Below are 21,181 nucleotides of genomic sequence, written 5' to 3'. Positions count from 1 at the left end.
CGATACTGTCAGTTGTTTGCAGTGGGCACCAGTCGCCCCATTGTCACGGTGCTCTTCAGCGTGGTGCGGTGCACCAGGCGGGAGGCATCCGGCGGGTTGCCAAAGGCGCGGTGCATGCTGCGCAAATTGTCCCAGAGCACCATGTCGTTCGGCTGCCACGCGTGTACATAGCTGAACCGTGAATCGGTTGCGTGTGCAACAAGCTCGCGCAGCAGGGCGTCTCCCTCTTGCTGTGGCAGGTCCACGACCTCGCGTAAGTGCAGCGGACTGACACACAGAGCCTTGCGACCGCTCACCGGGTGGCGCCACACCAGCGGGTGGAGGGTGTCCGGAAAATGCGGGTAGAAGGCTTTTTCCTTTTCCAGGTTGGTTTCATCGTGGCGTTCCACGTTGGGCCGACCGAAGCGCATTTCCCGTGGGTCGGCAATAAAGCTAAACCGTGCTTCGAGGTGCTCGATACGCTGCTTGGTCGTCTCCGGCAGAGCGTCGTAGGCCGCCGCGGTATCAATCCAGCCCGTTTGTCCGCCAGAGTACGGCATCTCCAGCATACGCAGTAGCGCGCCGCGGTTGGGCGTAGTGGTGTAGACGAGGTCGCTGTGCCAGGGAATGCGGCCGACTGTGGCCACCCCGTCGTAATGGTAGACCGGGGCTGTTTCGTCGCTCTTGCGGTTTGAGAGCCAGATGAGTTCAGGGTAGCCCTCAACGCGGATGTTCTCGATGGGGTGTACTTCCAGCTCGCCGAATGCGCGGCTCAGGGCCAGCTGCTTTTCCGGGCTGTCGCCAATGCCTCGAAACAGTAGAATGCCGGCATCCAGCCAGGCTTCCATCATGGCTTCACGCACCGAATCGCCAATCTCACGGCTGAGGTCCAGTCCTCGAACCTCGGCGCCGATACCGCCTTCCAATGGGGAAACTTCGAATTGCTGCATAGTGTGCTGCTCCGGCTGAGTTATGGGGGCGAGTGAAAGTATCGGGCCTTGGCAGTCGTCAAGGGGCTACCGGTGCCAATTCCGCCTGCGTGGCGTCCGGGTGGCGGCGCTCCACCCCGCTTACCAGCCACATGCAGGCGGCCGCGACACAAAACCCGCCGATGATCAGTGAAATGGGCAGTACGTATCCACCACTGGTTTCCCGCAATAACCCCATCAGTGGTGACAAGGTAAACAAGAGAGGCAAGGTGCAAAACCCCATCAGGCCACTGACAAAAGCGAAGTGCCGGCGACCGAAAACGCGAGACACCACCACGGCCTTGGCCGTGGAAATACCACCGATACACATGCCGATGAGTACCGCATCCAGCACCAGCAATGCGAATGAGGCAGGGGTGATAAGGATCAACCACACCACAGCCTGCAGCAGAGCATTCAAAGCGATCACCGCCGCGGCGTTGTACCGGTCCGCCAGCCAACCCAGTAACAGCGAGCCCAGCACCGCACAGCCCCCTGAGATTGCGAGTAGCAGCGTGGCCTTTTCCATCGACCAGTGGCTCTCTACCAGTAGCGGTACCATGTGGGTGTTTTTGGCGACGCCGGCACCCATCATGAGGCCAGTGGCGATGACCAGCGGCAGAAATGCAGGATGTTTCAGCACGTCCGCAACTGACGGTCGCTGTTGGTGCGCGGGCTGAACATCGCCTTTGTCATCTGCATCTTCGCGGTCCCTGGAGGTGGCGCGCCAGTGCTCTGGACTGTCCTTGACGAGAAGCAGTGCGGGGATAATCAACAGGTAAACGACACCGATGCCGCGCAACAATGTCTCAAAACCGAGCGTCGGCAGCAGTTCCACTACGATTAACGGTACTACGGTGACCGCGACGGGCATCATCACCAGTCCCAGCACCAGCCCCTGGCGCTGGGTAAACCAGTTGTTGACCAGTGTGACAGCGGGCAAGAGCCCAAGGAAACTGATCCCCGGGCCGATCAGCAAGGCGAAGCAGGCCAGCATAATGGCAGGTTGCTGGGTGAGTGGCAGGCAAAAGAACCCCGCACTCGCAAGCACTGCACCGCTGATCATCACCGAGCGGATCTGCACGCGGCCCAGCAGTGCACCCACAAAGGGCGCCATCAAACCGCTCGCCAGCACCACCAGCGAAAAAGCGAGAGAGGTTTGGGCGCGGCCTGCACTGAAATGGCGCTCAAACTCCATCACCAGTACGCCAAAAGAGCCGTAGCACAGCCCGACCGCTGCGTTGTGGGCCAGAAACGCCAAAACTGCCATCAGGTTTGCAGTGCGGCGCTCAGCGCTGCTCGTCGTGGAAACGTTAGCGGCCGCGGTTGTGTCCAGAGAACTGGGCATAGAGTTGGCTTATTATCATTGGAAAGCCCTGAGACTAAGTTCCACGGGCAGCAGCGTCAAGGCAATGATCTATACCGGTGGCCGATTCGCGAGCGTTTTTTTCAAAGGGTGTTGACCGCTCGGCCACGCCTGCTCTCATCGCCTTCGCGCTGGAAAGAACTACCTGCCGGATTTTACGTTCGCGTATACTTTACGGCCACATGACGACGCGTCAGCTGACAGCAATCGGGAACTGAGAATGGTAGATAACGCCGCAGGAGAGGGATCGGAGCACAAGCTTACCCTTCGTCATCTTACAATTGATGATTACGCCGATTTAAAGGCGATTATGGACCGGGTTTACCCGGATCTGGGGGGTGCCTGGCCGAGAGAGAAATTCCAGGCACAGTTAACCGCGTTCGCTGAAGGGCAGATCTGTATTGAAGATCATGGCGTTGTTGTCGCGGCGGCCCTCTCCGTCATTGTGGATTATGACAAATTTGGTGACCAGCACACCTACGATGAAATAACAGGCGACGCGTACCTCACCACGCATGACCCTAAAGGGGATGTGCTGTATGGCGTGGAGGTCTGTGTGTCCCCGGATTACCACGGTATGCGTCTCGGCAGGCGTCTCTACGAGGCACGCAAAGAGTTGTGCCAGAACCTGAACCTGAAAAGCATAGTCGCGGGTGGGCGCATTCCAAATTACGAGGATCACGCCAGTGAGATGACCCCGCAAGCCTATATCGAGTGTGTGAAGCGAAAGGAACTGTACGACCCCATATTGAGTTTTCAGCTGTCCAACGATTTCGATGTCAAACGCGTACTGAAAAACTACTTGCCAGAGGACAAGGAATCCCATGGATACGCCACCCTGCTGGAGTGGAACAACCTGTACTACGACCCTGGCAAGGCACCGCTGATTGGAGCCACCCGGTCGACGGCAAGAGTCGGGTGTGTGCAGTGGCAGATGCGGCCGCTCAAGTCCGTAGAAGAATTGATTCAGCAAGTCGAGTTCTTTGTTGATGCGCTCTCGGATTATCAGTGTGACTTGGCACTGTTCCCGGAGTTCTTCAACGCACCGTTGATGGGGCTGGAGCAGCATCGAACTTCTGTAGACGCGATAAAGGCCCTGGCCAGCTTCAGCGATGAGATCGTTGACGCGACATCGAAGCTGGCAGTGTCCTACAACATAAACATCATCGCGGGCTCGGTTCCCGTTCTGGAAAACGATGAGTTGTTGAACGTGGCTTATTTGTGTCGCCGTGACGGTACCCTTGATTCACAGTATAAGATTCACCCAACACCCTATGAGGCGCGTGCATGGACCATGCACGGTGGCGACAAGCTCAGGGTATTTGACACCGACTTTGGCAAGATCGGTATTCTCATCTGCTACGACGTGGAGTTCCCAGAGCTCGCGCGCCTGCAATCAGAGCAGGACATGCAAATGCTGTTTGTGCCTTTCTGGACGGACACAAAAAATGCCTATCTTCGTGTGCGCTGTTGCGCGCAGGCGCGCGCGATCGAGAATGAGTGCTACGTGGCAATGGCCGGTAGTGTGGGCAACCTGCCCAAGGTGGACGGCGCTGATATTCAATATGCCCAGTCGGCGGTTTTCTCACCCTCGGATTTCGCGTTTCCCCACGATGCCATCATGGCTGAAACAACGCCGAACACGGAAATGACATTGATTGTCGACCTTGATCTCGAGAAGCTGAACAAGTTGCGCAATGAAGGCTCTGTGCGTAATTTCCTCGACCGAAGAAGGGATTTGTACCAGGTCAGATGGCTGGAAGAGCGCTCTAAAGACTGAGTCACATCACAATGGGAGATAGAGTTGCGACTTGTAAGCAGCGCTGAACAGGCGGTTGAGCATATCGGTTCCGATGAGTTTGTCTGGTGCCACTCCATGGCAGCCACGCCGACGCGGCTGCTTGATGCACTCGCCCGTCATGCGCTGTCCCACAGCAACATCACGCTGATGCAATTGCACCTGGAGAACGCCGACGCGGTTACGGCACCTGAGCTTGACGGGCACCTGCGACACCGCTGTTTCTTTGCCGGCAAGCAAACCCGCGAGTTGATTAACCAGGGTCGGGCAGATTATGTGCCCCTTTTCCTGTCGGAATTGCCCAAGCTGTTTCGTCGGCGGGAACAGAAAATCGATACCGTGCTCGTGCAGGTCTCACCGCCAGACCGTCATGGCAATTGCTCCCTGGGTATTTCCGTTGAGGCGACTGCGGCCGCCTGTGAAGTTGCGGGGCGGATTATTGCCCATATCAATCCACGTATGCCGCGCACGCATGGCGACGGTTTTATCAATACCCGCAATATTCACACGGCGTTTGAGCTCGATGAGGCGCCTATGGAGGTCAGTGAGAGTCGGCGGGGCGATACGGAAGAACGTATTGGGGCGCATGTTGCGTCGCTGGTGGAAGACGGTGCGTGTTTACAGATGGGTATTGGCTCCATCCCGGATGCCGCCTTGCGTTGCCTCGGCGATCGTCAGCATCTGGGGGTTCATACGGAAATGTTCTCCAGCGGCGTGTTGCCTCTCCTTGAAGCGGGTGTGATTGACAACTCACGGAAACGCATCGCTCGCGGCAGAACCGTGACCAGCTTTGCGCTGGGTAGTGAGGCGTTATACGACTTTGTGCACGATAATCCGGAGGTGGCTTTTCTTGATGTGGAGTTCGTCAACAATCCCACCGTCATCGCCAAGAATCCTCGGGTAACGTCGATCAACAGTGCCTTGCAGATTGATCTTTCCGGGCAGGTTTGCGCCGATTCGATTGGTCACCGGATTTACTCGGGCGTTGGTGGCCAGGTCGATTTCGTCATCGGCGCCACATACTCAGAGCACGGAAAGAGCATTATCGCGCTGCCCAGCACGGTGCGCGACGGCCAGTCCTCGCGGCTGGTGGCGGCGCTGGCCAGTGGCGCGGGGGTGGTGACTACGCGTGCGCAGGTTGACTATGTGGTGACGGAATACGGCGTCGCCAAGCTCCGGGGCCGCTCACTGCGTGAGCGGGCCAGGGACCTTGTGGCCATATCCCACCCGAGCTTTCAGGAGGAGCTGGCGCGGCAGGCGCGGGATACTCTGAAGTTGAACCTGTAGGCGCCGCTCAGTCGAAATCAGCCGGCGCGCCGGTTGCCGCTGGCAGAACGGCCTCGCGCGGCGTTGCCAGACGCCCCTGGGCGCCCACGGCCCTGCTGCGCTCTTCCGCCGCTGCCCGGCCTGTTGCGCCCGCCGCCTCGATTGCTGCCATTCTGAATGGGCTCGGCCTTGATGCTCGGGTCCACCTCATAGCCGGGTGCGTGCACCTTCCGAATCGCTGTCCCCAGAAGTCTTTCAATATCCTTCAGCAGTTTCAGCTCATCCACGCATACCAGCGAAATCGCACTGCCTTGTTGCCCGGCTCGGGCGGTGCGGCCGATGCGGTGGATGTAGTCCTCTGGCACGTTGGGCAATTCGAAGTTGACAACGTGGGGCAATTTGTCGATGTCGATTCCGCGCGCTGCAATATCCGTGGCGACAAGCGCTCTCACGCTGCCGGCCTTGAAGTCAGACAGGGCCCGGGTGCGTGCGCCCTGGGACTTGTTGCCGTGGATAGCGGCTGCGGTAATACCGTCTTTCCCCAACTGCTCCGCAAGCTTGTTTGCGCTGTGCTTGGTGCGGGTAAAAATCAGCACCTGCTGCCAATTTTCCTCGCCGATTTTTTCCGACAGCAGCTCACGCTTGCGTTTTTTGTCCACCGGATACACGGTCTGGCTGACCAGTTCAGTCGCGGTGTTCTCGGGTGTTACCTGTATTTCTGCGGGATACTGCAGAAACTCGGAAGCGAGCTTCTTGATGTCGTTGGAGAAAGTGGCCGAGAACAGCAGAGTCTGGCGTTGTTTGGGGATGACTTTCATCACTCGGCGGATATCGTGGATAAAGCCCATATCCAGCATGCGGTCAGCTTCGTCCAGGACCAGAGTTTCTACCCGGGATAAATCAACACTGCGTTGTTGCACGTGGTCGAGCAGGCGGCCCGGCGTGGCTACGACAATATCGACACCCTTGATGAGTTTCTGCTTCTGCGGGTTGATGCTCACGCCGCCGAAAATTACGGCTGACCGAAAGGGCAGGTAGGCGCCATAGTCGCGGACGCTTTCATGCACCTGCGCGGCGAGTTCGCGTGTCGGTGTCAGCACCAGTACTTTCGGGTAGCTTTTTTCGCCGCCGGAGTATTTGTTTTGCAACAGCTGCAGCAACGGCAGGGTGAAGCCTGCCGTTTTACCGGTGCCAGTTTGCGCGCCGGCCAGCAGATCCTTGCCTTCGAGCACAAGCGGTATCGCCTGCTGTTGTATTGGTGTGGCTTTGCTGTAGCCCTGTTTTTCGACTGCGCGTAGCAGTTCGGCGGAAAGGCCGAGATCTTTAAAGAACACGTGATGTTAATCCTGATTTTTTGGCTTACGGATTCGTCTGACCAACATGCGAAGTAGCCAATCTACTTGTGTGATGGTTCGGTCCAGAACGGGATGCGTTTGGGTGTTGCTTTGGGTGCTTGTCGAGCACCGGGTGACACAGAGCGTGGAGAAGATGTGGCGTTTCGCGTTGGCGCAGACCGATGCGCGCCAGGAGACTGCTAATGATAACAAAGCCTGCCGGGAATGAAAGGAAAGAATAGCAGAACTCAGGTCAGCCGGATCCCTTCCGTTTCCAGCACAATCACGCGCTGCTTGTATAGCGTGCCAATCGCCTGCTTGAATACCTTTTTGCTGAAGCCGAAAGCTGCGTGGATTTCTGACGGCGAGGATTTGTCCGTCAGCGGCAAGAAGCCCTGATTTTTCTCGAGCGCTTCGAGAATTTTACCGGATGCGGTATCCATTTTGTCTTTGCTGAACCCCGGTTGATTAAGCGACAGATCAATCTTCCCGTCATCGCGTATATTTTGGATGTACCCCTCCACAACCTCACCTTTGCGAATTCGGCGGTAGAGGTCATTGCTGTATAGCAATCCCCAGCAGCTGTCATTGATAACAGCCTTGAAGCCAAGTTCAGTGCGGTCAGCGATGATCAGCTTGACTTTCTGCCCCCGCGAGAGGCCTGCGGCGGTGTCCTTTATCCAGTGATCAACCCGGGTGGAGCCCGCGACTCTGCCCTGATTGTCCTCATAAATTTTCACCAGGGTATGGGTGCCCTGCGTCAGTGGGTGCTGCTGCTCGGCAAAGGGGATAAAGAGGTCCTTTGCCTGACCCCAATCTGCAAAGGCGCCCAGCGCGTTCACCTCTATTACCTTGAGCCAGACGACCTGGCCAATCGCGTACTGCATGTCATTATCCGGAGACAAGATCTTTGGTGCTAGTGTAGTGCATAGGTGGCCTCTGGTGCGCGACGATTGTGGCAAATCTGCCGCTTTGGGGGTGGGGTGCGCTCAATGGGTAGACTGTCTCTGGCTGTATAGAAAGTCGTACCCAGAGCAGCTCCGCTGGGCGTCCATCGGGCCGGATGTGATCCAAGGTTTCACGGCTCGCCGTACCTGAGCCTCACGAGAACTGAACGTGTCTGCCGGGGCAGCTGCGAAGGAGAAATTATGGACTGGTTAATGTCCGCTGAAGTGTATAACACGATCCTGGTCGGCAGTTTTGTCTACGCCGCTTTCATTCTGGTGGGTGCATTCCTGTCAAAGGCACCTTACGGGCGTTTCGGCTCGGAGGGTGCGGGGCTCTCCCTCTCACCTCGGCTGGGGTGGTTTCTTATGGAGCTCCCGGCCACTTTGAGTTTTCTCTGGTTTTACCTGCACGGCAAGAACGCGAGTGAATGGGTGCCGATGATCTTCCTCGGTGTGTGGCTTATTCACTACGCCAATCGCGGCTTTATTTTTCCGCTGCTGATGCGCGTTGCGAGTGGTAGTAAAGGTACCTTTGGGTTGCTGGTGGTGGTCGCGGGCTGGCTGGTCACCACCCTGCACGGCTACCTCAACGCGGTATTCATCTCTCACCTGTCTACGCACCTCACACCCGATTGGTTGAGCGACCCGCGGTTCCTGCTGGGCATGGCCATCTACCTGTTTGGCTTTGTCATGAATGTGCACTCTGACGCGATCATCCGCAACTTGCGAAGCAAGGCTGAAGTGGAGAGTGGAGAACGCATTTACCGCATTCCCCAAGGCGGGCTTTTCCGCTACGTCACCAACCCCAGTTACTTTACCGAACTGGTGTCCTTTGCGGGCTTCGCGATTGCGACCTGGTCCCCCGGCGCGCTTTTTGTGTTGTTTGTCAGTGCTGCCAACTTGATACCGCGTGCGTTTCAGGTGCACCGCTGGTATCTCAACAAATTCGACAACTACCCGCGAGAGCGCAAGGTGCTGATTCCCTGGGTGCTGTGAATAGCGCCCAGGGGGAGGCCAGCGCCCCGAACATTACCCAGCGCTATTCCTTTCTCGAGCCTGAAAGGCGCCTGCGACCGCGAGACCGGGGAGCAGGCCCGCCATGACAGCCAGTGCGGGCCAGTACCAGTCGCTGGCTGCGACAACCGCCGGGCCGGGGCAAAAGCCACTCAAGCCCCAGCCGATACCGAACATGATGCTGCCCAGTACCAGTGGTTTGTCGATCGGCTTGGCGGGCGGGTCGACAGGGCAAGCGGGGTCGCTGCGTCGAGCGGCCAGTTTCACGCCCACCCAGGACAGCACGATTGCGCTGGCCATCACTAGCCCAAGGGAGGGGTCCCACTGCCCGGTGAGGTCGAGGAATCCGAGCACCTTGGCGGGGTTTACCATGCCTGACACAATCAGGCCGCTGCCGAACAGCAGGCCCGCGATCATCGCAGTGAGGGCACTTTTCATAGCGCAACGCCTCCGTTGATCAGCCGCCACAGCGCAACAGTCACAAAGCCCGCGCCCATGAAGGTGATGACCGCAACCAGCGAGCGAAGGGAGAAACGGGCCAGGCCACACACACCATGCCCGCTGGTGCAGCCGTTGGCGAGGCGAGTGCCGAGGCCGACCAGAAAGCCCCCCACCAACAGGCGTGCAACTGTCTGCGTATCGATATCCGGGGTTTGAACGGTAGCGGGAGCAACCTCTGTCATTACCGACCACAGCAGCAGTGGAGACAGCACCATGCCCGCCAGGAAGGCGAGCCGCCACGGGGCACGCCCCTCACGTGTCAACAGGTTGCCGAGTATCCCGCTAATGCCGGCAATCTGCCCGTTGGCAAGCAACAGCAGGCTCGCAGCAAGGCCAATCAGCGCCCCGCCGGCTAGTGAGTGCCAAGGTGTAAACAGGGACCAGGCGATATCCATTAGAAGTGTCTCGTATACCCGATTGCAAGTATGTTCTGGTGCATGGTGAGGTCGGCCTCACCGCCACCGAACGGCATGGGTATGGAGTTGGTGCCGCGCACGGTTTTTTCAAGCCCGTGGGTATAGGCAACGTTCCATTCGTTCCTGTCGGACAGGGCCCAGCTTGCGCCCAGGCTCACATGGGTTTCGATCACACCTGGCGCCAGTATATTGAAGAAGGTCTCCGAGCCCGGGATGGGCTGATCCATGTGGCTCACGCCGGCGCGGAGTGTCAATGCGCCGGTGACACGATAAACCGCCCCCAGCTTGTACACGTCGCTGTCTTCCCAGCCGAACCCCGGGCCATTCGCAACACCCAGGGGTACGCCAGTCAGCAAAGGTGCCAGCGGGTTACCCACGGAGGTGATGTCGCTGTAGAGGATGCGCTGCCAGTCGGCCGCAACGGTCAGGGCTTCTGATGCCTCCCAGGCGATGCCTGCGCCATAGGACTCGGGGATATCGAAACCGCCGCCGTCGGCGAAGAGTCCGGCGTAGTCGTCAAAATTCGACATATCGATTTCCGAAGACCAGGCAGCACCGAGAATGATGTTCTCGTGAACCTCCCCCATCCAACCCAGTTTGACACCCCAGCCAGCGCTGCTGTCGTGCCCGCGGTCCGTCACCGAACCGGGACGGCTGCTGAAACCATCAAAGGGTGCAAGGCCGCGCGCTTCAAAGCGCTGGTAGGCAAAGGTCGCCGCCGCACCGAAGCTGTGCGCGCCTGATTTCCAGGCAACGGAGGGCGTAATGAAAGCCTGCGCCAGATCCACACCGGCAGTTCCGGTAGCGCCAAACGCCGCGTAGGGATTGCTCTCATAGCCTGTATTCATGCCGCCATTGCCGTATAAGGCGACCCCCCAGCTAAGCTGTTCATTCACTGCGCTGGTGAAGCCGATATCCGGTAGCAGAAACCAGGCGTCGTCGTTGCCGTCATAGCTGCCGTTGGCTCCGGCCAGGTTGCCGGAAATGGATGAGCTGCGGTCGGGCTGGAACCAGGTGATCCCGGCGTCCAGGCGATCTCCCACCAGAGCGGTGCCGGCGGGGTTTGTTGCCGCTGCCAGGGCGTCCTGGGGCAGGGCAAAACTGACACCGGCAACTGCCTGGGCGCGCACCCCGGTGCCGTGGGTGAAGTAGCCGTTGGTAGCGTGGGCGTTGCCGGTGGCAAGTGCCGCCAGGAGCAGAGCGCCGGGCAGATGTCGGTTCTGGGAAATCACGGTAAATCACCACTCGTGTTGGAAAGTGTGTAGGGAGGCTGACCGGGTAGTCTAGCGAGGGTCGCATGCTAGGACAGTGCGGGTGTACGCGCAACATCCTGGGGTAGATCCATGCTTTGGCAGCCGCGCAGGAAAGCTACATCGCGTCACTCTCTTTTGAACCCGGTGTTTGCAGCGATGCAACACCGTAGTGCCTCGTGGTGAGGCCAGCGCAAATCACTTTAACAGCGCGCTGACAAGACACGGCGTCGGTTGACACTCCCGGCAACGTGAACTAATACACTACGTTACATGGATGCGGGGGCCACTCGCTTCATGTCGGAAAAGGAAAGACTGTGAGTGCCACCGTACAGAGCAAGATCCTGATAGTCGAGGACGAGAGTATTGTCGCTCTGGATATCCGGCGGCGAGTGGAAAAGCTCGGCTATCGGGTGACGGGAATGGCAGTCCGTGCTCAGCAGGCTATGACACTGATTGAGAGCGAGCTCCCCGATATTGTCCTCATGGATATCCATCTCAATGACGCTATCGATGGTATTGATGTCGCCAACGCGATCAATGAAAAGTACCGTCTGCCTATCATTTTCATTACTGCATATTCGGAAGACGCTACGATGGGCCGGGCCAGCCAGGCTCTACCCTATGGATACCTTCTGAAACCATTTTCCGAACGCGACTTGCAAGCAGTACTCAAGATTTCTCTTGAACGCTCGAAGTGGGATCAGAAATTGCAGCGCAGCGAAGCTCGCCTGAAACTGGCAATTGACGCTGCCAATATGGGAACGTGGGAGATTGGCGAGCGTTCTGGCAGCACCGTAGTGCTGGCGAACCCTATCAAGCACGGTGATACCCAGTTCTCCAACTGGAGCGAATTCCGCCCCCTGATCACGGCGAGAGACAGGCGCCGGATTGATCGCGAGATCAATAATCTGCAGAACCGTCTGCAGGACTCGATCGAGCTCGAATTTGAGGTTGACGACGCGCGCACAGGACCGAGTTTTTATGTGTTGTACGGGGTAGCCGATGATCAAGGAGAGCGCGGCACCCGCGATGTCCTGGGTGTGATCCAGGACATCACTGCACGTAAACTGGCGGAGCGGGAGCTGCAGCAGGCCGCCTTGGTGTTCAACAGCAGTTCGGAAGCCATCGTAGTTACCGATCAAAACTTGACAGTAGCGAATGCCAACGCGACCTTCTACCAGATTACCGGGCTCACAGCGGTCAGCGTACAGGGTCAACCACTGGATTTACTCTCGGCGGCCAACATCGGTCAGGCGACGCGCGAGAAGATGAATGCCGCGCTGGCTCAGGGCGAGTGCTGGCGCGGTGAGGTCCGCGCCTACAGGCAGGACGATCAACCCTTCCATGCGCTGGTGAATATCTCGCGAGTTGCGTCCAGGGCAAACGGCCCCTGGCAATATGTCATCCTGATATCCGATATATCGGAGATGCGACGTGCCCAGGCCGAGCTGGCTTATATTGCTTACTACGACACCCTCACCGGGCTACCCAATCGGCACCTCTTCATGGATCGGCTGAACATGGCGATTGCGCATGCTGCGAGGGCGAAAAGCAGGCTGGCTGTACTTTTCATCGACCTCGATCACTTCAAGCGAGTCAATGACACACTGGGCCATCAGGTTGGAGACCAGATGCTGCGTGCCATAGCAGATCGCTTGCAGCCGGTGTTGCGGACTTCGGATACGTTGTGCCGGATCGGCGGGGACGAGTTCATAGTTATTGTCGATGCTTTTGATACTACCGATGACCTTGAGGCGCTGTGCCGAAAGATAATCGAAGCGGTTCACCAGCCGATGCTTCTTGGCAAGAATGAGGTGACACCAGGCTGTAGCGTCGGTATCAGTATCTATCCAACGGATACCGACGACAAGGACGACCTGGTAAAAATGGCGGATACTGCTATGTATTCTGCGAAAGGCCTCGGGAGGAACTGCTACGCATTCTACCAGCCGCAAATGACGCAGGCAGTGGCGCACTATCTGAACCGTGAACAGGAGTTGCGACATGCGCTTCAGCAGCGGCAGTTTGTCCTGTATTACCAGCCTCAATTTAGCGCGGAAAACCAGGATATTGTTGGTATGGAGGCGCTTATTCGCTGGCAGCACCCCGAGGTCGGCCTGCTATCCGCCGCAGAGGTCATTCCAGTGGCCGAGAACAGCTCCCTGATCGTCGATATCGGCGAATGGGTGATCGGCGAGGCCTGTCGACAATACCGTATCTGGGTCGATAAATTCGGCAAGAACATACGCATTGCGGTCAATGTGTCTCCCAGGCAACTGCGGGAACCGCGGTTTGTCAGCATTGTCACCAACGCTCTGAAGACCAGCCAGATGCCCGGTGAATTCCTCGAGCTGGAAGTTACAGAGTCATCACTGCAAAACTGTGAGGCCAGCCTCGTCGCACTACGCAGAGTTGAGTCCCTGGGTGTTACCATTTCTATTGACGACTTTGGCACCGGCTATTCCTGTATGAGTTCTTTGAAATTGCTCCCGATTCATCGGTTGAAGATTGATCAGTCATTTGTGAGGGATATTCCTGGCGATAAAAATGACTGCGCTATCGCTACAGCCATTATCGCTTTGGGGCATCAGCTGGAACTGCGCGTCATTGCCGAGGGAATAGAGAGTCGGGAACAGGCGGATTTCCTGCGGGCGGCAGGCTGTGACGAAATGCAGGGCTATCTGCTCAGTGTGCCGTTGCCGCCCGGGGATCTAGCTGAGCTGCTGCGAGAGCATCAACAGCTCGAAGAGTGACGGGTAGGGCATCATGGCGACAGACAACCCTGCAGACGTGCTTGATAATGAGGAACTCATGCACTTCGCCATTGAGGCGGCGCCGAATGGCATGGTCATTGTTGATGACAGAGGCACAATCGTGCTGGCCAATTCCAGTGCTGAAAGCCAGTTTGGTTACACCCGGAATGAACTGCTCGGACAGCCCATTGAGCGACTGGTGCCTCCACGCTTTGCGCAGGCACACCCCCAGCTTCGCTCCAGCTACCTTCGGCGACCAAAGGCCCGTGCCATGGGGCACGGGCGAGACCTGTATGGCTTGCATCGGAATGGTATCGAGATGCCGGTCGAAATCGGCCTCAACCCGATCAGTATCGGGGAACGGGTTTATACGCTTGCGACCATTCTGGACATCACCGAACGCCAACGCTCCCAGGAGATGGTCCATCTGGCAGTTGAGGCAGCACCCAACGGGATGGTGATGACGGACAAGACCGGCACAATCACACTCGTGAACTCAATGATTGAAACCATGTTTGGTTACAGTCGCGATGAACTGATAGGCGCCAACATCGATATGCTGGTTCCCGAGCGGTTCAGGCAACACCACCCGGAGGTTCGTCATGCCTATACCGCGCGGCCCGTATCCAGAGCGATGGGTCAGGGCCGCGACCTGTACGCACTCAACAAAAAGGGCGAGGAATTTCCTGTTGAAATAGGGTTGAATCCTCTGGATACGGCGACAGGGGTGATGATCCTCGCGTCAGTTGTAGACATCACCGAGCGCAAGCAGCAGGAGGAGTCGCTCAAATCTGCTTTGCTTGAGAAAGAAGTCCTGCTGGCGGAGATTCATCATCGGGTGAAAAACAATTTGCAGATCATCGACAGCCTGATTGGTATGCAGATGGAGCATGTCGCGGGAGAGCAGGCTCGGGCTGCCCTCATGGACAGTCAAAATCGCGTCAAAACGATATCTCTGACACACCAGATCCTCTACCAGTCACAGGATTTTGCTCATATAGACGCGGGTGAGTTCATTGCCTCGCTGACACACAACCTGGTTCAGTCCTATGGCATGGACCGAGCACGCATTGACCTGGAACTTGATGTCGATCCTCTGATTCTGTCGATGAACCGGAGTCTCCCGCTGGGCCTTATCGTCAATGAGCTGGTGTCAAATGCGTTGAAACATGCTTTCCCTGAAAGCCGAGCTGGCAAACTGACTGTTAGCTTGAAAGCAGAGAGTGCCTCCAGAGCGATGTTGGCTGTAACAGATACAGGCGTCGGCCTGCCATCCGGAAGGACTGGCCGCGAAGGCGAAACACTGGGACTGCGATTGCTGGAAGCACTGGCGTTGCAGATCGAGGCGGATCTGAAGGTAAGGGCCGGTAACCCCACCTCCTTTCAGTTGATTTTTGATCCGAGGCAGATGGAAGCGGATCAAGTGCCCAGTTGATTCCCGGTATCAGCAGCCTGAGTGCCCCCGCTCTTCTGAGCTGCACTGCCTGGTTTCTGGTGGGAGCCGCCGTGATTTGCCGGATGGATACCAAGAGGTGCTGTTATCTCGGTCATTGAGACAAGCAAGGACAGAGTCCCTGAGAATTCCGGTTTTCTGGCGCTCGCCGCCCTCATCATTGCCGGCGAGGCCATCTTTCTACTGCCCTTCGTCCTTGCGCGCATTTTCCGTCCCACCTTCATCGACATATTCGGCATTACCAACTTCCAGCTCGGCACCGCGTTCTCCCTGTATGGCGTTATAGCCATGGCGTCTTATCTTGCTGGCGGTCCGCTGGCGGATCGCTTCTCCGCCCGCAACCTGCTGGTGGCGGCATTGCTGGCGACTTCCCTCGGCGGGGTGGTCATGGCCGCCATACCATCGATTGGTGTCCTGACCCTGCTCTACGGTTTCTGGGGACTGACCACGATCCTGCTGTTCTGGGGGGCACTTATCAAAACCACCCGGGAGCTGGGCAGTGTTCACCAGGGCAGGACCTTCGGTCTGCTGGACGGCGGTCGCGGTCTGTTTGCTGCGGTCATGTCTTCGGTGTCGGTCCTGGTGTTCGCGGCTCTGTTGCCGGCGGATGTTGAAACCGCCACTCTGGCACAGCGCGGGCAGGCACTTGCTGTAATCATCCAGGGATTTTCCGGTATGTGTGTCCTGTCGGCGGCACTGGTCTGGTTTTTCGTTCCGCCGACGCCGCGGACCGATACCCTGGCCGGTACCGGGGTGACCTTGCGGTGCCTGCAGCAGGTCATGGCCATGCGCACGGTATGGTGCCACGCGGTCATCGTGCTGTGTGCGTACGTGGCCTACAAAAGCACCGATGATTTTTCCCTGTATGCCAGAGACGCCTTCGGCTATAACGAAGTGGAGGCCGCCACTATCGGCACCATCTCTTTCTGGGTGCGCCCGGTCGCGGCCATCGGCGCGGGATTGCTGGCAGACCGGTTCAGCGGCACGATTATGCTGTTGTGGAGTTTTGTCGTCGTCATGCTGGGCAGTGGGGCGATCGCGGCCGGCATGATTGTGCCCGGACTGCCCTGGCTGTTGCTGGCGACCATCGCGGGCACCAGTGCCGGTATCTATGGTTTGCGCGGCCTGTATTTCGCGATTTTTGGTGAAGCCAATGTCCCGCTAATACAGACCGGCACCGCGGTGGGGGTGGTGTCTTTTGTCGGATTCACACCGGATATTTTCATGGGCCCGCTGATGGGATGGCTTATCGATTCCTCTCCAGGGGCTGCGGGGCACCAGCATGTATTCGGGGTGGTAGCGGGGTTTGCCTTTATCGGGCTGATTGCGACGGCGCTGTTCGGCCGGACAAATCGAATGGTATGAATCCTCCTGATCGCTTACAACTCCCTCATTTTATGAAATATGTTTTTGATAGAGACAAACCAATGTACTGGCTTGCAGGGGCACTTTCTCCAGCCGGTTGCGCAGCACTCGATATAGGCCTGGCCGTCTGCGTCCAGGACACTTGCCGTAGCGTGTTGTGATTGGAGGCTGCGGCACGCCTGAAGCAGATTTTTGAACCGCGGCGGCACAATCCAAGCCGTCCGGTGGCAACGACGAGGCCCTCATGCAACACTCGAAACACAATAAAGGCATACGAGGAGTCAATACGATGAGCATGAGCCGTGTTTCACCGCGCCCCGCAAGTGGGGTAAGGACATGAGTGCAAAAGCTTGTGCAGGCCGCGTAGCCCTCGTCACTGGCGCCAGCAAGGGTGGCTGTGGTACCACAATTGCAATGCGTCTTGCGGCCGAAGGGGCCCGCGTGGCAATTACCGCACGCAGCGCTGACGGTTTGGAGCGTACCCGGGCGGCAATAGAAGCCGCTGGCGGTGAGGTGTTGCCGCTGGTGTGTGATCTCGCCGACCCGGCGCAGCGAGAATCTCTGGTGGCACAGGTGGAAGCCCACTTTGGCAGCATCGACATCCTGGTGAACAATGCAGCGGCCGGTGACTACAAGCCCTTTGCAGACTGGACGCTCGCGGAGCTGGAATCTTTACAGCAGGTCAACGTATGGGCGCCCTGGCGACTCTCCCAACAGGTTCTGCCGGGGATGCAACAACGCGGTTGTGGCTGGATTCTCAACCTGACCACTTCGGTGGCGGAGTTGCCCGCTGGCCCGCCGTTCGGCAAGACAGCGCCAGCGCAGGCGGGTAGCGCTTATGGTGCGAGCAAGGCCGCCCTTAACCGGATGACGGTTGGACTTGCTGCCGAAGTCGAGGGTACGGGTATTACGGTCAACGCCCTGACGCCGCAGGCCGCGGTGCTTACGCCAGAACTGGCCCAGGTACGCGATGCCGGCTACCTGGATGCGGATTTTTTCGAGCCTCTGGAAACCATGGTGGAAGCGGCCACCGTCCTGTGCACTACACGTGACCCCGCATTGCACGGTCGCATCGTGTACAGCCTGGAACTACTACTGGAGCTCGGCCAACCGGTGCGTGACTTCACGGGTACGGAGCTGCTGACGGACTGGCAGCCTGCCGATCTGCCCGCGCAGCTGCGCCGGCAGTTGGCTGCCCATCAGCGGGGTGGGGGAGCGCAAGGGCAGGAGGCCGCCAGGCTCACTGCGCTGCTCGCTTGACCAGTAGCCGGCTAGCCATTGCTGCTGGCTCGGCCTGACCGGGCGATTGCCTGAACACGGGTCCTGCGTTTGGTGGGCCAGTTATTATGAAGACGAGTGGGTCGCTGATTCCCAAAGGAAATTAAATGACACGAAAAGTTGCTTTCATTACCGGTGCTAGCCGGGGTATCGGGGCTGAAACGGCCATCGCCCTGGCCCATGCCGGTTACGATGTGGCGATCACGGCACGTAGTTTAAGTGACGGCGAGCAGCATGAGCATGGTACTTATCAGTCAAATACCCAGACGTTGCCCGGCAGTCTGGAGTCTACAGCAGACGCAGTTCGCGCTGCCGGCGGCCAGGCCTTATGTATGCGCTCGGATATTCTGCAACCCGACACCGTGTTGGCGGCCATTGAAGAGGCGCTAAGCCATTACGGCCACATCGACCTGCTGTTTAACAATGCGTGTTTCCAGGGTATGGGAAACATGCAGCACATTATGGATATTACCGCGCAACAGCTTGGGGATATTTATCAAGGTAATGTATTTACGCCACTAGCTGCTGTGCAGGCAGTATTGCCCGGCATGCTGGACCGGCAGTCAGGCACTATTATCAATATGGTGTCAGGCTCTGCCGAATTTGACCCGCCCGCGCCCGCAGGCGAGGGCGGATGGGGATTTGCCTATTCTTCATCAAAGGCTGCGTTGATACGAATGGCCGGGGTTCTGCGGGTAGAGCACAAGGGTTCTAATCTGCGGTTTATGAATGTAGAGCCCGGGTTTGTTGTTACCGAAGTGATGAAAGCAAATGGCTTGAGTGAAAAGTTAGCTGATTTTGCCGACGCCACACCGGCCAAAACGGTTGCTGACGTGATTACATGGCTGGCTGAATCTACCGAGGCCCACAATGCCACCGTACTGCATATTCCGCAGTTAGCGAAAAAGCTTGAAGCTCGTTAATCGTCGCCAGTAAAGCAATGGAAAATAGTGGGAAATTTTTGCCCAAAGGGGGGGGGCCACTTAGGCGCTTTTTAAGCATAGCCGCCTATTTCTAGCGTATTCGTTAGCCACGCTCCAATAGCTTTGGTGATGCCCCCGGGCTTCTCACAGCACTGGCCCCGCAGGGTTACGCGCGCTTTATTGAAGTGCAGGAACACCGTCAGCAATCTGCGCCGAGAGATTCACGCTCGCAACTGTATTTGTCGCGCCAGATAGCGCTGAAATAACCATACCGGTTCCTCCAATGCACTGAGGGGACCGGGGGAGTATGCCGCTGACGATAAACCAGACTGTACGGCACCACACATTTCCATATCTTCCAAATGAAACTTGCGCATCAACTCAGTTTCCGCCTCAAGTGTCTGCACATAATCGTATGCCTGTATCGAATCAGGGTGCACCAGCAGGGTGGTGCGCAATTGCATGCGCCCGGCGGCTTCAGGCTGCAGGCGATACCAGTACACGCGATCGGGCGCAACAAACAACAGCATAGTGGGCGCTGCGAGGTACACGGTCCATTCCAGAAAGTCCTCTTCGATCAATGCGGGCATCGGCTTGAAGGATATTAATTGAGGCTCTCCCGCTTTCACCTTCTGCTGCAGAGCCTTGGACAGTGGCAGGTGGCACACCTGAAAGTTGGCGCCTTCCTCATCGGTCCAACAGCCCTGCGCGGGCAGGATAGGCTGAAACAACGACTGGTGGGCACCAACGTGGTGATAGGGCTCCATAAAATTTTCCACCAGTACCTTCCAGTTGAAGGGGCAGTCCCAGGCGATATCGGCTACCATCACCAGCTCGTCCATTTGCCAGCGCGCCAAGTGCGTTTCGAGGCCGCCGAACTGTGTATTGATCGGCTCCGCGTCGCCGCTGAAATTCACGAACACAAAGCCCTGCCATACAACGCTGTTAAACGCGTGCAAAGACATGTGTCCGCCTACCACGTCCGGATGGTCTTTCATTAATGGCGCGCCTTTCAGGCTGCCATCTAGTGCGTACACCCAGTGATGATAGGGACAGCGAAAGTTGTCGCAGTTGCCCTGCGCGGCATGTCCGAATTCCGGTGGCATGATATCCATACCCCTGTGTGCGCACACCCGCGAAAGCACCCTGATGCCATCGGTGCCCGCATTGACCACGCTGATGCGCTCGCCCAGTAAATCGAGATTGACATAATCTCCGGTGTGGTTAATTTGCGAAATATGCGCCACACAAAGCCACTGCCGCACAAGCACCGCGTCGCGCTCCCATGCAAACTGTGCATCGTCCGTGTATGTCGCTGCCGGCAGCGCCCGTGCCTGATTGAGCGGCAGTTGGGCCGTATCGCAGATGCGGTCGTGCAGCGATTGCAGAGTGGCCTGAGGATCGTCGAAATCGCTCGCCAGTAATTTGCTAGTCGTCATCTTTCTCACTCCTCGGTAACGCGTGCTTTCGTGTCATTCGTTCAGATAGACGCAACTTATATGCCAGAATGCATATATAGCGAAGTCAAACAAGGTCGATACCCACAGAACCATGTCATCAGCGCAATTCCCAGCCATTCGTGACAGCTGCAAATCTGTAGTCACGCGTAATGGGTCACGCGAACCAGAAGCATTGCACCAGACGGGCGCATTGTGATCAGCAACAGTGCCGCTAATTGCACCATGGCCGCTTGCGCGGTTGCCTCAATGCCCGGGATATGTAACTGTGATTTACAGTTAGTAACGCCCATCTAAAAACTCAAAGGGGTTTGAGTCGCCTATGAGCCATGAGTTTGACGTAACGGAATTCGGTATCGCGCTGGAAAATGAGTTTCCTCAACCGTTCTGTGACGATCACGCCGGCTGGAACGAATCCTACTTGTCTGACCGGTAAGCATAGGACATATCAATGGCCCATCGAGAGTAGACATCCTCGCTGATTGTGCTGCCCGGACCTGCAGACCTGTCAAAGTTTCCATCTATTGACCCGATAATCCTGTTCGCTGCGTTGAGCAGGCCAGTAAAATCCGATCATTTCTGAACAGGTGCACGCGATAGCTCATGCTTTGTGGTTTCCCAAGCGTCCATTGCGGGTGGGATGGCATTATCAACCGAGTTTAGTGAGACTTAGCGCTTCCCCCGTTAACTGGGTAGAGCCCCGTTTCATGACCGTACGATCCAGGTCACCCAGTGTGGGCGGATATGCATAGGCAGCCGCAAAGTGAACTTCAGTACCGTGTTTGCGGGCCAGTATGTAGGGATTAGAGAGATCGCTGACGAGATCTGGCTTGCCGGAAGGCCGGACCCCAGCTTTATGGATTATGATCTAGGCTTTTTTGACCAGACCGAGAACAGGGTGGAGCCAGTGGGTGTGAACCCCTTCGCTCCAAAAGTGTCACCCATGCCCTCGGAATAAAGTGCAACCTATGTGACCGGAATGCACCAGGAAAAGGTGGTAGCTACGGGTGGACTTGAACCACCGACCCCAGCATTATGAATTTTGCTGTAAAATTTTAACCCATTGATTTTATTAACTTAAATCCGAACACCCACAGCGCATTTTGCACA

The 21,181-nt window shown here is 57.3% G+C and carries 16 protein-coding genes and 1 pseudogene; 9 read left to right on the top strand and 8 right to left on the bottom strand.

Features of this window, described 5'->3' with window-relative positions; all coding sequences use genetic code 11:
• Positions 1–8: 8 nt before the first annotated feature.
• Entirely contained in the window at positions 9–929 is a 921-nt protein-coding gene (locus G533_RS0111385; protein ID WP_027950059.1) for a TauD/TfdA dioxygenase family protein, read from the bottom strand.
• Between the two features lie 58 nt (positions 930–987).
• Positions 988–2,217, bottom strand: a complete 1,230-nt coding sequence (locus G533_RS21705) for an MFS transporter (RefSeq protein ID WP_051230236.1) — start codon at positions 2,215–2,217, stop codon at positions 988–990.
• Positions 2,218–2,533: 316 nt separating this feature from the next.
• Here G533_RS21705 and G533_RS0111375 point away from each other — a divergent pair, with 316 nt between their 5' ends.
• Both G533_RS0111375 and G533_RS0111370 read left to right on the top strand, forming a co-directional pair.
• Positions 2,534–4,093 carry a bifunctional GNAT family N-acetyltransferase/carbon-nitrogen hydrolase family protein gene (locus G533_RS0111375; protein ID WP_027950058.1) on the top strand — a complete coding sequence of 520 codons (1,560 nt, stop codon included), beginning with the start codon at positions 2,534–2,536 and terminating at the stop codon, positions 4,091–4,093.
• A 24-nt stretch (positions 4,094–4,117) separates the two neighbouring features.
• Positions 4,118–5,398 (top strand): acetyl-CoA hydrolase/transferase family protein, encoded by a 1,281-nt coding sequence (locus G533_RS0111370; RefSeq protein ID WP_027950057.1) that lies wholly within the window; start codon positions 4,118–4,120, stop codon positions 5,396–5,398.
• A gap of 17 nt (positions 5,399–5,415) precedes the next feature.
• Here G533_RS0111370 and G533_RS0111365 read toward each other — a convergent pair whose 3' ends face one another.
• Both G533_RS0111365 and G533_RS0111355 read right to left on the bottom strand, forming a co-directional pair.
• Positions 5,416–6,711, bottom strand: a complete 1,296-nt coding sequence (locus G533_RS0111365) for a DEAD/DEAH box helicase (protein WP_027950056.1) — start codon at positions 6,709–6,711, stop codon at positions 5,416–5,418.
• Between the two features lie 248 nt (positions 6,712–6,959).
• Positions 6,960–7,598 (bottom strand): CvfB family protein, encoded by a 639-nt coding sequence (locus tag G533_RS0111355; RefSeq protein WP_158413414.1) that lies wholly within the window; start codon positions 7,596–7,598, stop codon positions 6,960–6,962.
• A 261-nt stretch (positions 7,599–7,859) separates the two neighbouring features.
• Between G533_RS0111355 and G533_RS0111350 the strand changes: the two genes are divergently transcribed.
• Positions 7,860–8,654 (top strand): methyltransferase, encoded by a 795-nt coding sequence (locus G533_RS0111350; protein WP_027950054.1) that lies wholly within the window; start codon positions 7,860–7,862, stop codon positions 8,652–8,654.
• Between the two features lie 33 nt (positions 8,655–8,687).
• Here the strand turns inward: G533_RS0111350 and G533_RS21700 are convergent, their stop codons facing one another.
• Genes G533_RS21700 through G533_RS21695 form a run of 3 tightly spaced genes read right to left on the bottom strand, consistent with a single transcriptional unit; the run spans position 8,688 to position 10,821 of the window.
• A complete protein-coding gene (locus G533_RS21700) occupies positions 8,688–9,110 on the bottom strand; it encodes a DUF6691 family protein (protein WP_035527776.1) in 423 nt (140 codons plus the stop codon).
• Positions 9,107–9,568, bottom strand: coding sequence for a YeeE/YedE family protein (locus tag G533_RS0111340; RefSeq protein ID WP_027950053.1), 462 nt, complete (start codon positions 9,566–9,568; stop codon positions 9,107–9,109). The genes G533_RS21700 and G533_RS0111340 overlap by 4 nt, the downstream gene beginning before the upstream one ends.
• Positions 9,568–10,821, bottom strand: a complete 1,254-nt coding sequence (locus G533_RS21695; RefSeq protein ID WP_051230235.1) for an OmpP1/FadL family transporter — start codon at positions 10,819–10,821, stop codon at positions 9,568–9,570. Before G533_RS21695 ends, G533_RS0111340 begins: the two co-directional genes overlap by 1 nt.
• Before the next feature lie 335 nt (positions 10,822–11,156).
• Between G533_RS21695 and G533_RS0111330 the strand changes: the two genes are divergently transcribed.
• The 5 genes from G533_RS0111330 (at position 11,157) to G533_RS21680 (ending at position 18,614) form a co-directional block, all read left to right on the top strand.
• Complete coding sequence (locus tag G533_RS0111330; RefSeq protein ID WP_027950052.1) at positions 11,157–13,595, top strand: GGDEF domain-containing response regulator; 2,439 nt, start codon at positions 11,157–11,159, stop codon at positions 13,593–13,595.
• A gap of 13 nt (positions 13,596–13,608) precedes the next feature.
• A complete protein-coding gene (locus tag G533_RS21690) occupies positions 13,609–15,030 on the top strand; it encodes a sensor histidine kinase (RefSeq protein WP_027950051.1) in 1,422 nt (473 codons plus the stop codon).
• Between the two features lie 87 nt (positions 15,031–15,117).
• Positions 15,118–16,413, top strand: a complete 1,296-nt coding sequence (locus G533_RS0111315) for an MFS transporter (RefSeq protein ID WP_205622610.1) — start codon at positions 15,118–15,120, stop codon at positions 16,411–16,413.
• 336 nt (positions 16,414–16,749) lie between these two features.
• Positions 16,750–17,673 carry an SDR family NAD(P)-dependent oxidoreductase gene (locus tag G533_RS21685; protein ID WP_051230234.1) on the top strand — a complete coding sequence of 308 codons (924 nt, stop codon included), beginning with the start codon at positions 16,750–16,752 and terminating at the stop codon, positions 17,671–17,673.
• Positions 17,674–17,798: 125 nt separating this feature from the next.
• On the top strand, positions 17,799–18,614 hold the full coding sequence (locus G533_RS21680) for an SDR family NAD(P)-dependent oxidoreductase (protein WP_035527770.1): 816 nt from the start codon (positions 17,799–17,801) through the stop codon (positions 18,612–18,614).
• A 221-nt stretch (positions 18,615–18,835) separates the two neighbouring features.
• Here G533_RS21680 and G533_RS0111300 read toward each other — a convergent pair whose 3' ends face one another.
• On the bottom strand, positions 18,836–20,053 hold the full coding sequence (locus G533_RS0111300; protein WP_051230233.1) for an aromatic ring-hydroxylating oxygenase subunit alpha: 1,218 nt from the start codon (positions 20,051–20,053) through the stop codon (positions 18,836–18,838).
• Positions 20,054–20,771: 718 nt separating this feature from the next.
• On the opposite strand from G533_RS0111300, the pseudogene G533_RS25365 reads away from it, so the two are divergent.
• A pseudogene (locus G533_RS25365) lies at positions 20,772–21,029 on the top strand (hypothetical protein); the annotation flags it as partial.
• Positions 21,030–21,181 lie beyond the last annotated feature (152 nt).

Origin of the sequence: Haliea salexigens DSM 19537 (genome assembly GCF_000423125.1) — a bacterium.
GTDB lineage: Bacteria > Pseudomonadota > Gammaproteobacteria > Pseudomonadales > Halieaceae > Haliea > Haliea salexigens.
Note: the sequence above shows the minus strand (reverse complement) of the source record. Positions and strands in the feature narration are given on the sequence as shown.

What these genes read in the sequence shown, in the direction of transcription:
- G533_RS0111375 (WP_027950058.1), top strand. Translation starts at nt 2,534, where the DNA reads ATGGTAGATAACGCCGCAGGAGAGGGATCGGAGCACAAGCTTACCCTT.
- G533_RS21685 (WP_051230234.1), top strand. Translation starts at nt 16,750, where the DNA reads ATGAGTGCAAAAGCTTGTGCAGGCCGCGTAGCCCTCGTCACTGGCGCC.
- G533_RS21700 (WP_035527776.1), bottom strand. Translation starts at nt 9,110, where the DNA reads ATGAAAAGTGCCCTCACTGCGATGATCGCGGGCCTGCTGTTCGGCAGC.
- G533_RS21705 (WP_051230236.1), bottom strand. Translation starts at nt 2,217, where the DNA reads ATGGCAGTTTTGGCGTTTCTGGCCCACAACGCAGCGGTCGGGCTGTGC.
- G533_RS0111355 (WP_158413414.1), bottom strand. Translation starts at nt 7,598, where the DNA reads ATGCAGTACGCGATTGGCCAGGTCGTCTGGCTCAAGGTAATAGAGGTG.
- G533_RS21680 (WP_035527770.1), top strand. Translation starts at nt 17,799, where the DNA reads ATGACACGAAAAGTTGCTTTCATTACCGGTGCTAGCCGGGGTATCGGG.
- G533_RS0111385 (WP_027950059.1), bottom strand. Translation starts at nt 929, where the DNA reads ATGCAGCAATTCGAAGTTTCCCCATTGGAAGGCGGTATCGGCGCCGAG.
- G533_RS21690 (WP_027950051.1), top strand. Translation starts at nt 13,609, where the DNA reads ATGGCGACAGACAACCCTGCAGACGTGCTTGATAATGAGGAACTCATG.
- G533_RS0111350 (WP_027950054.1), top strand. Translation starts at nt 7,860, where the DNA reads ATGGACTGGTTAATGTCCGCTGAAGTGTATAACACGATCCTGGTCGGC.
- G533_RS0111340 (WP_027950053.1), bottom strand. Translation starts at nt 9,568, where the DNA reads ATGGATATCGCCTGGTCCCTGTTTACACCTTGGCACTCACTAGCCGGC.
- G533_RS0111300 (WP_051230233.1), bottom strand. Translation starts at nt 20,053, where the DNA reads ATGACGACTAGCAAATTACTGGCGAGCGATTTCGACGATCCTCAGGCC.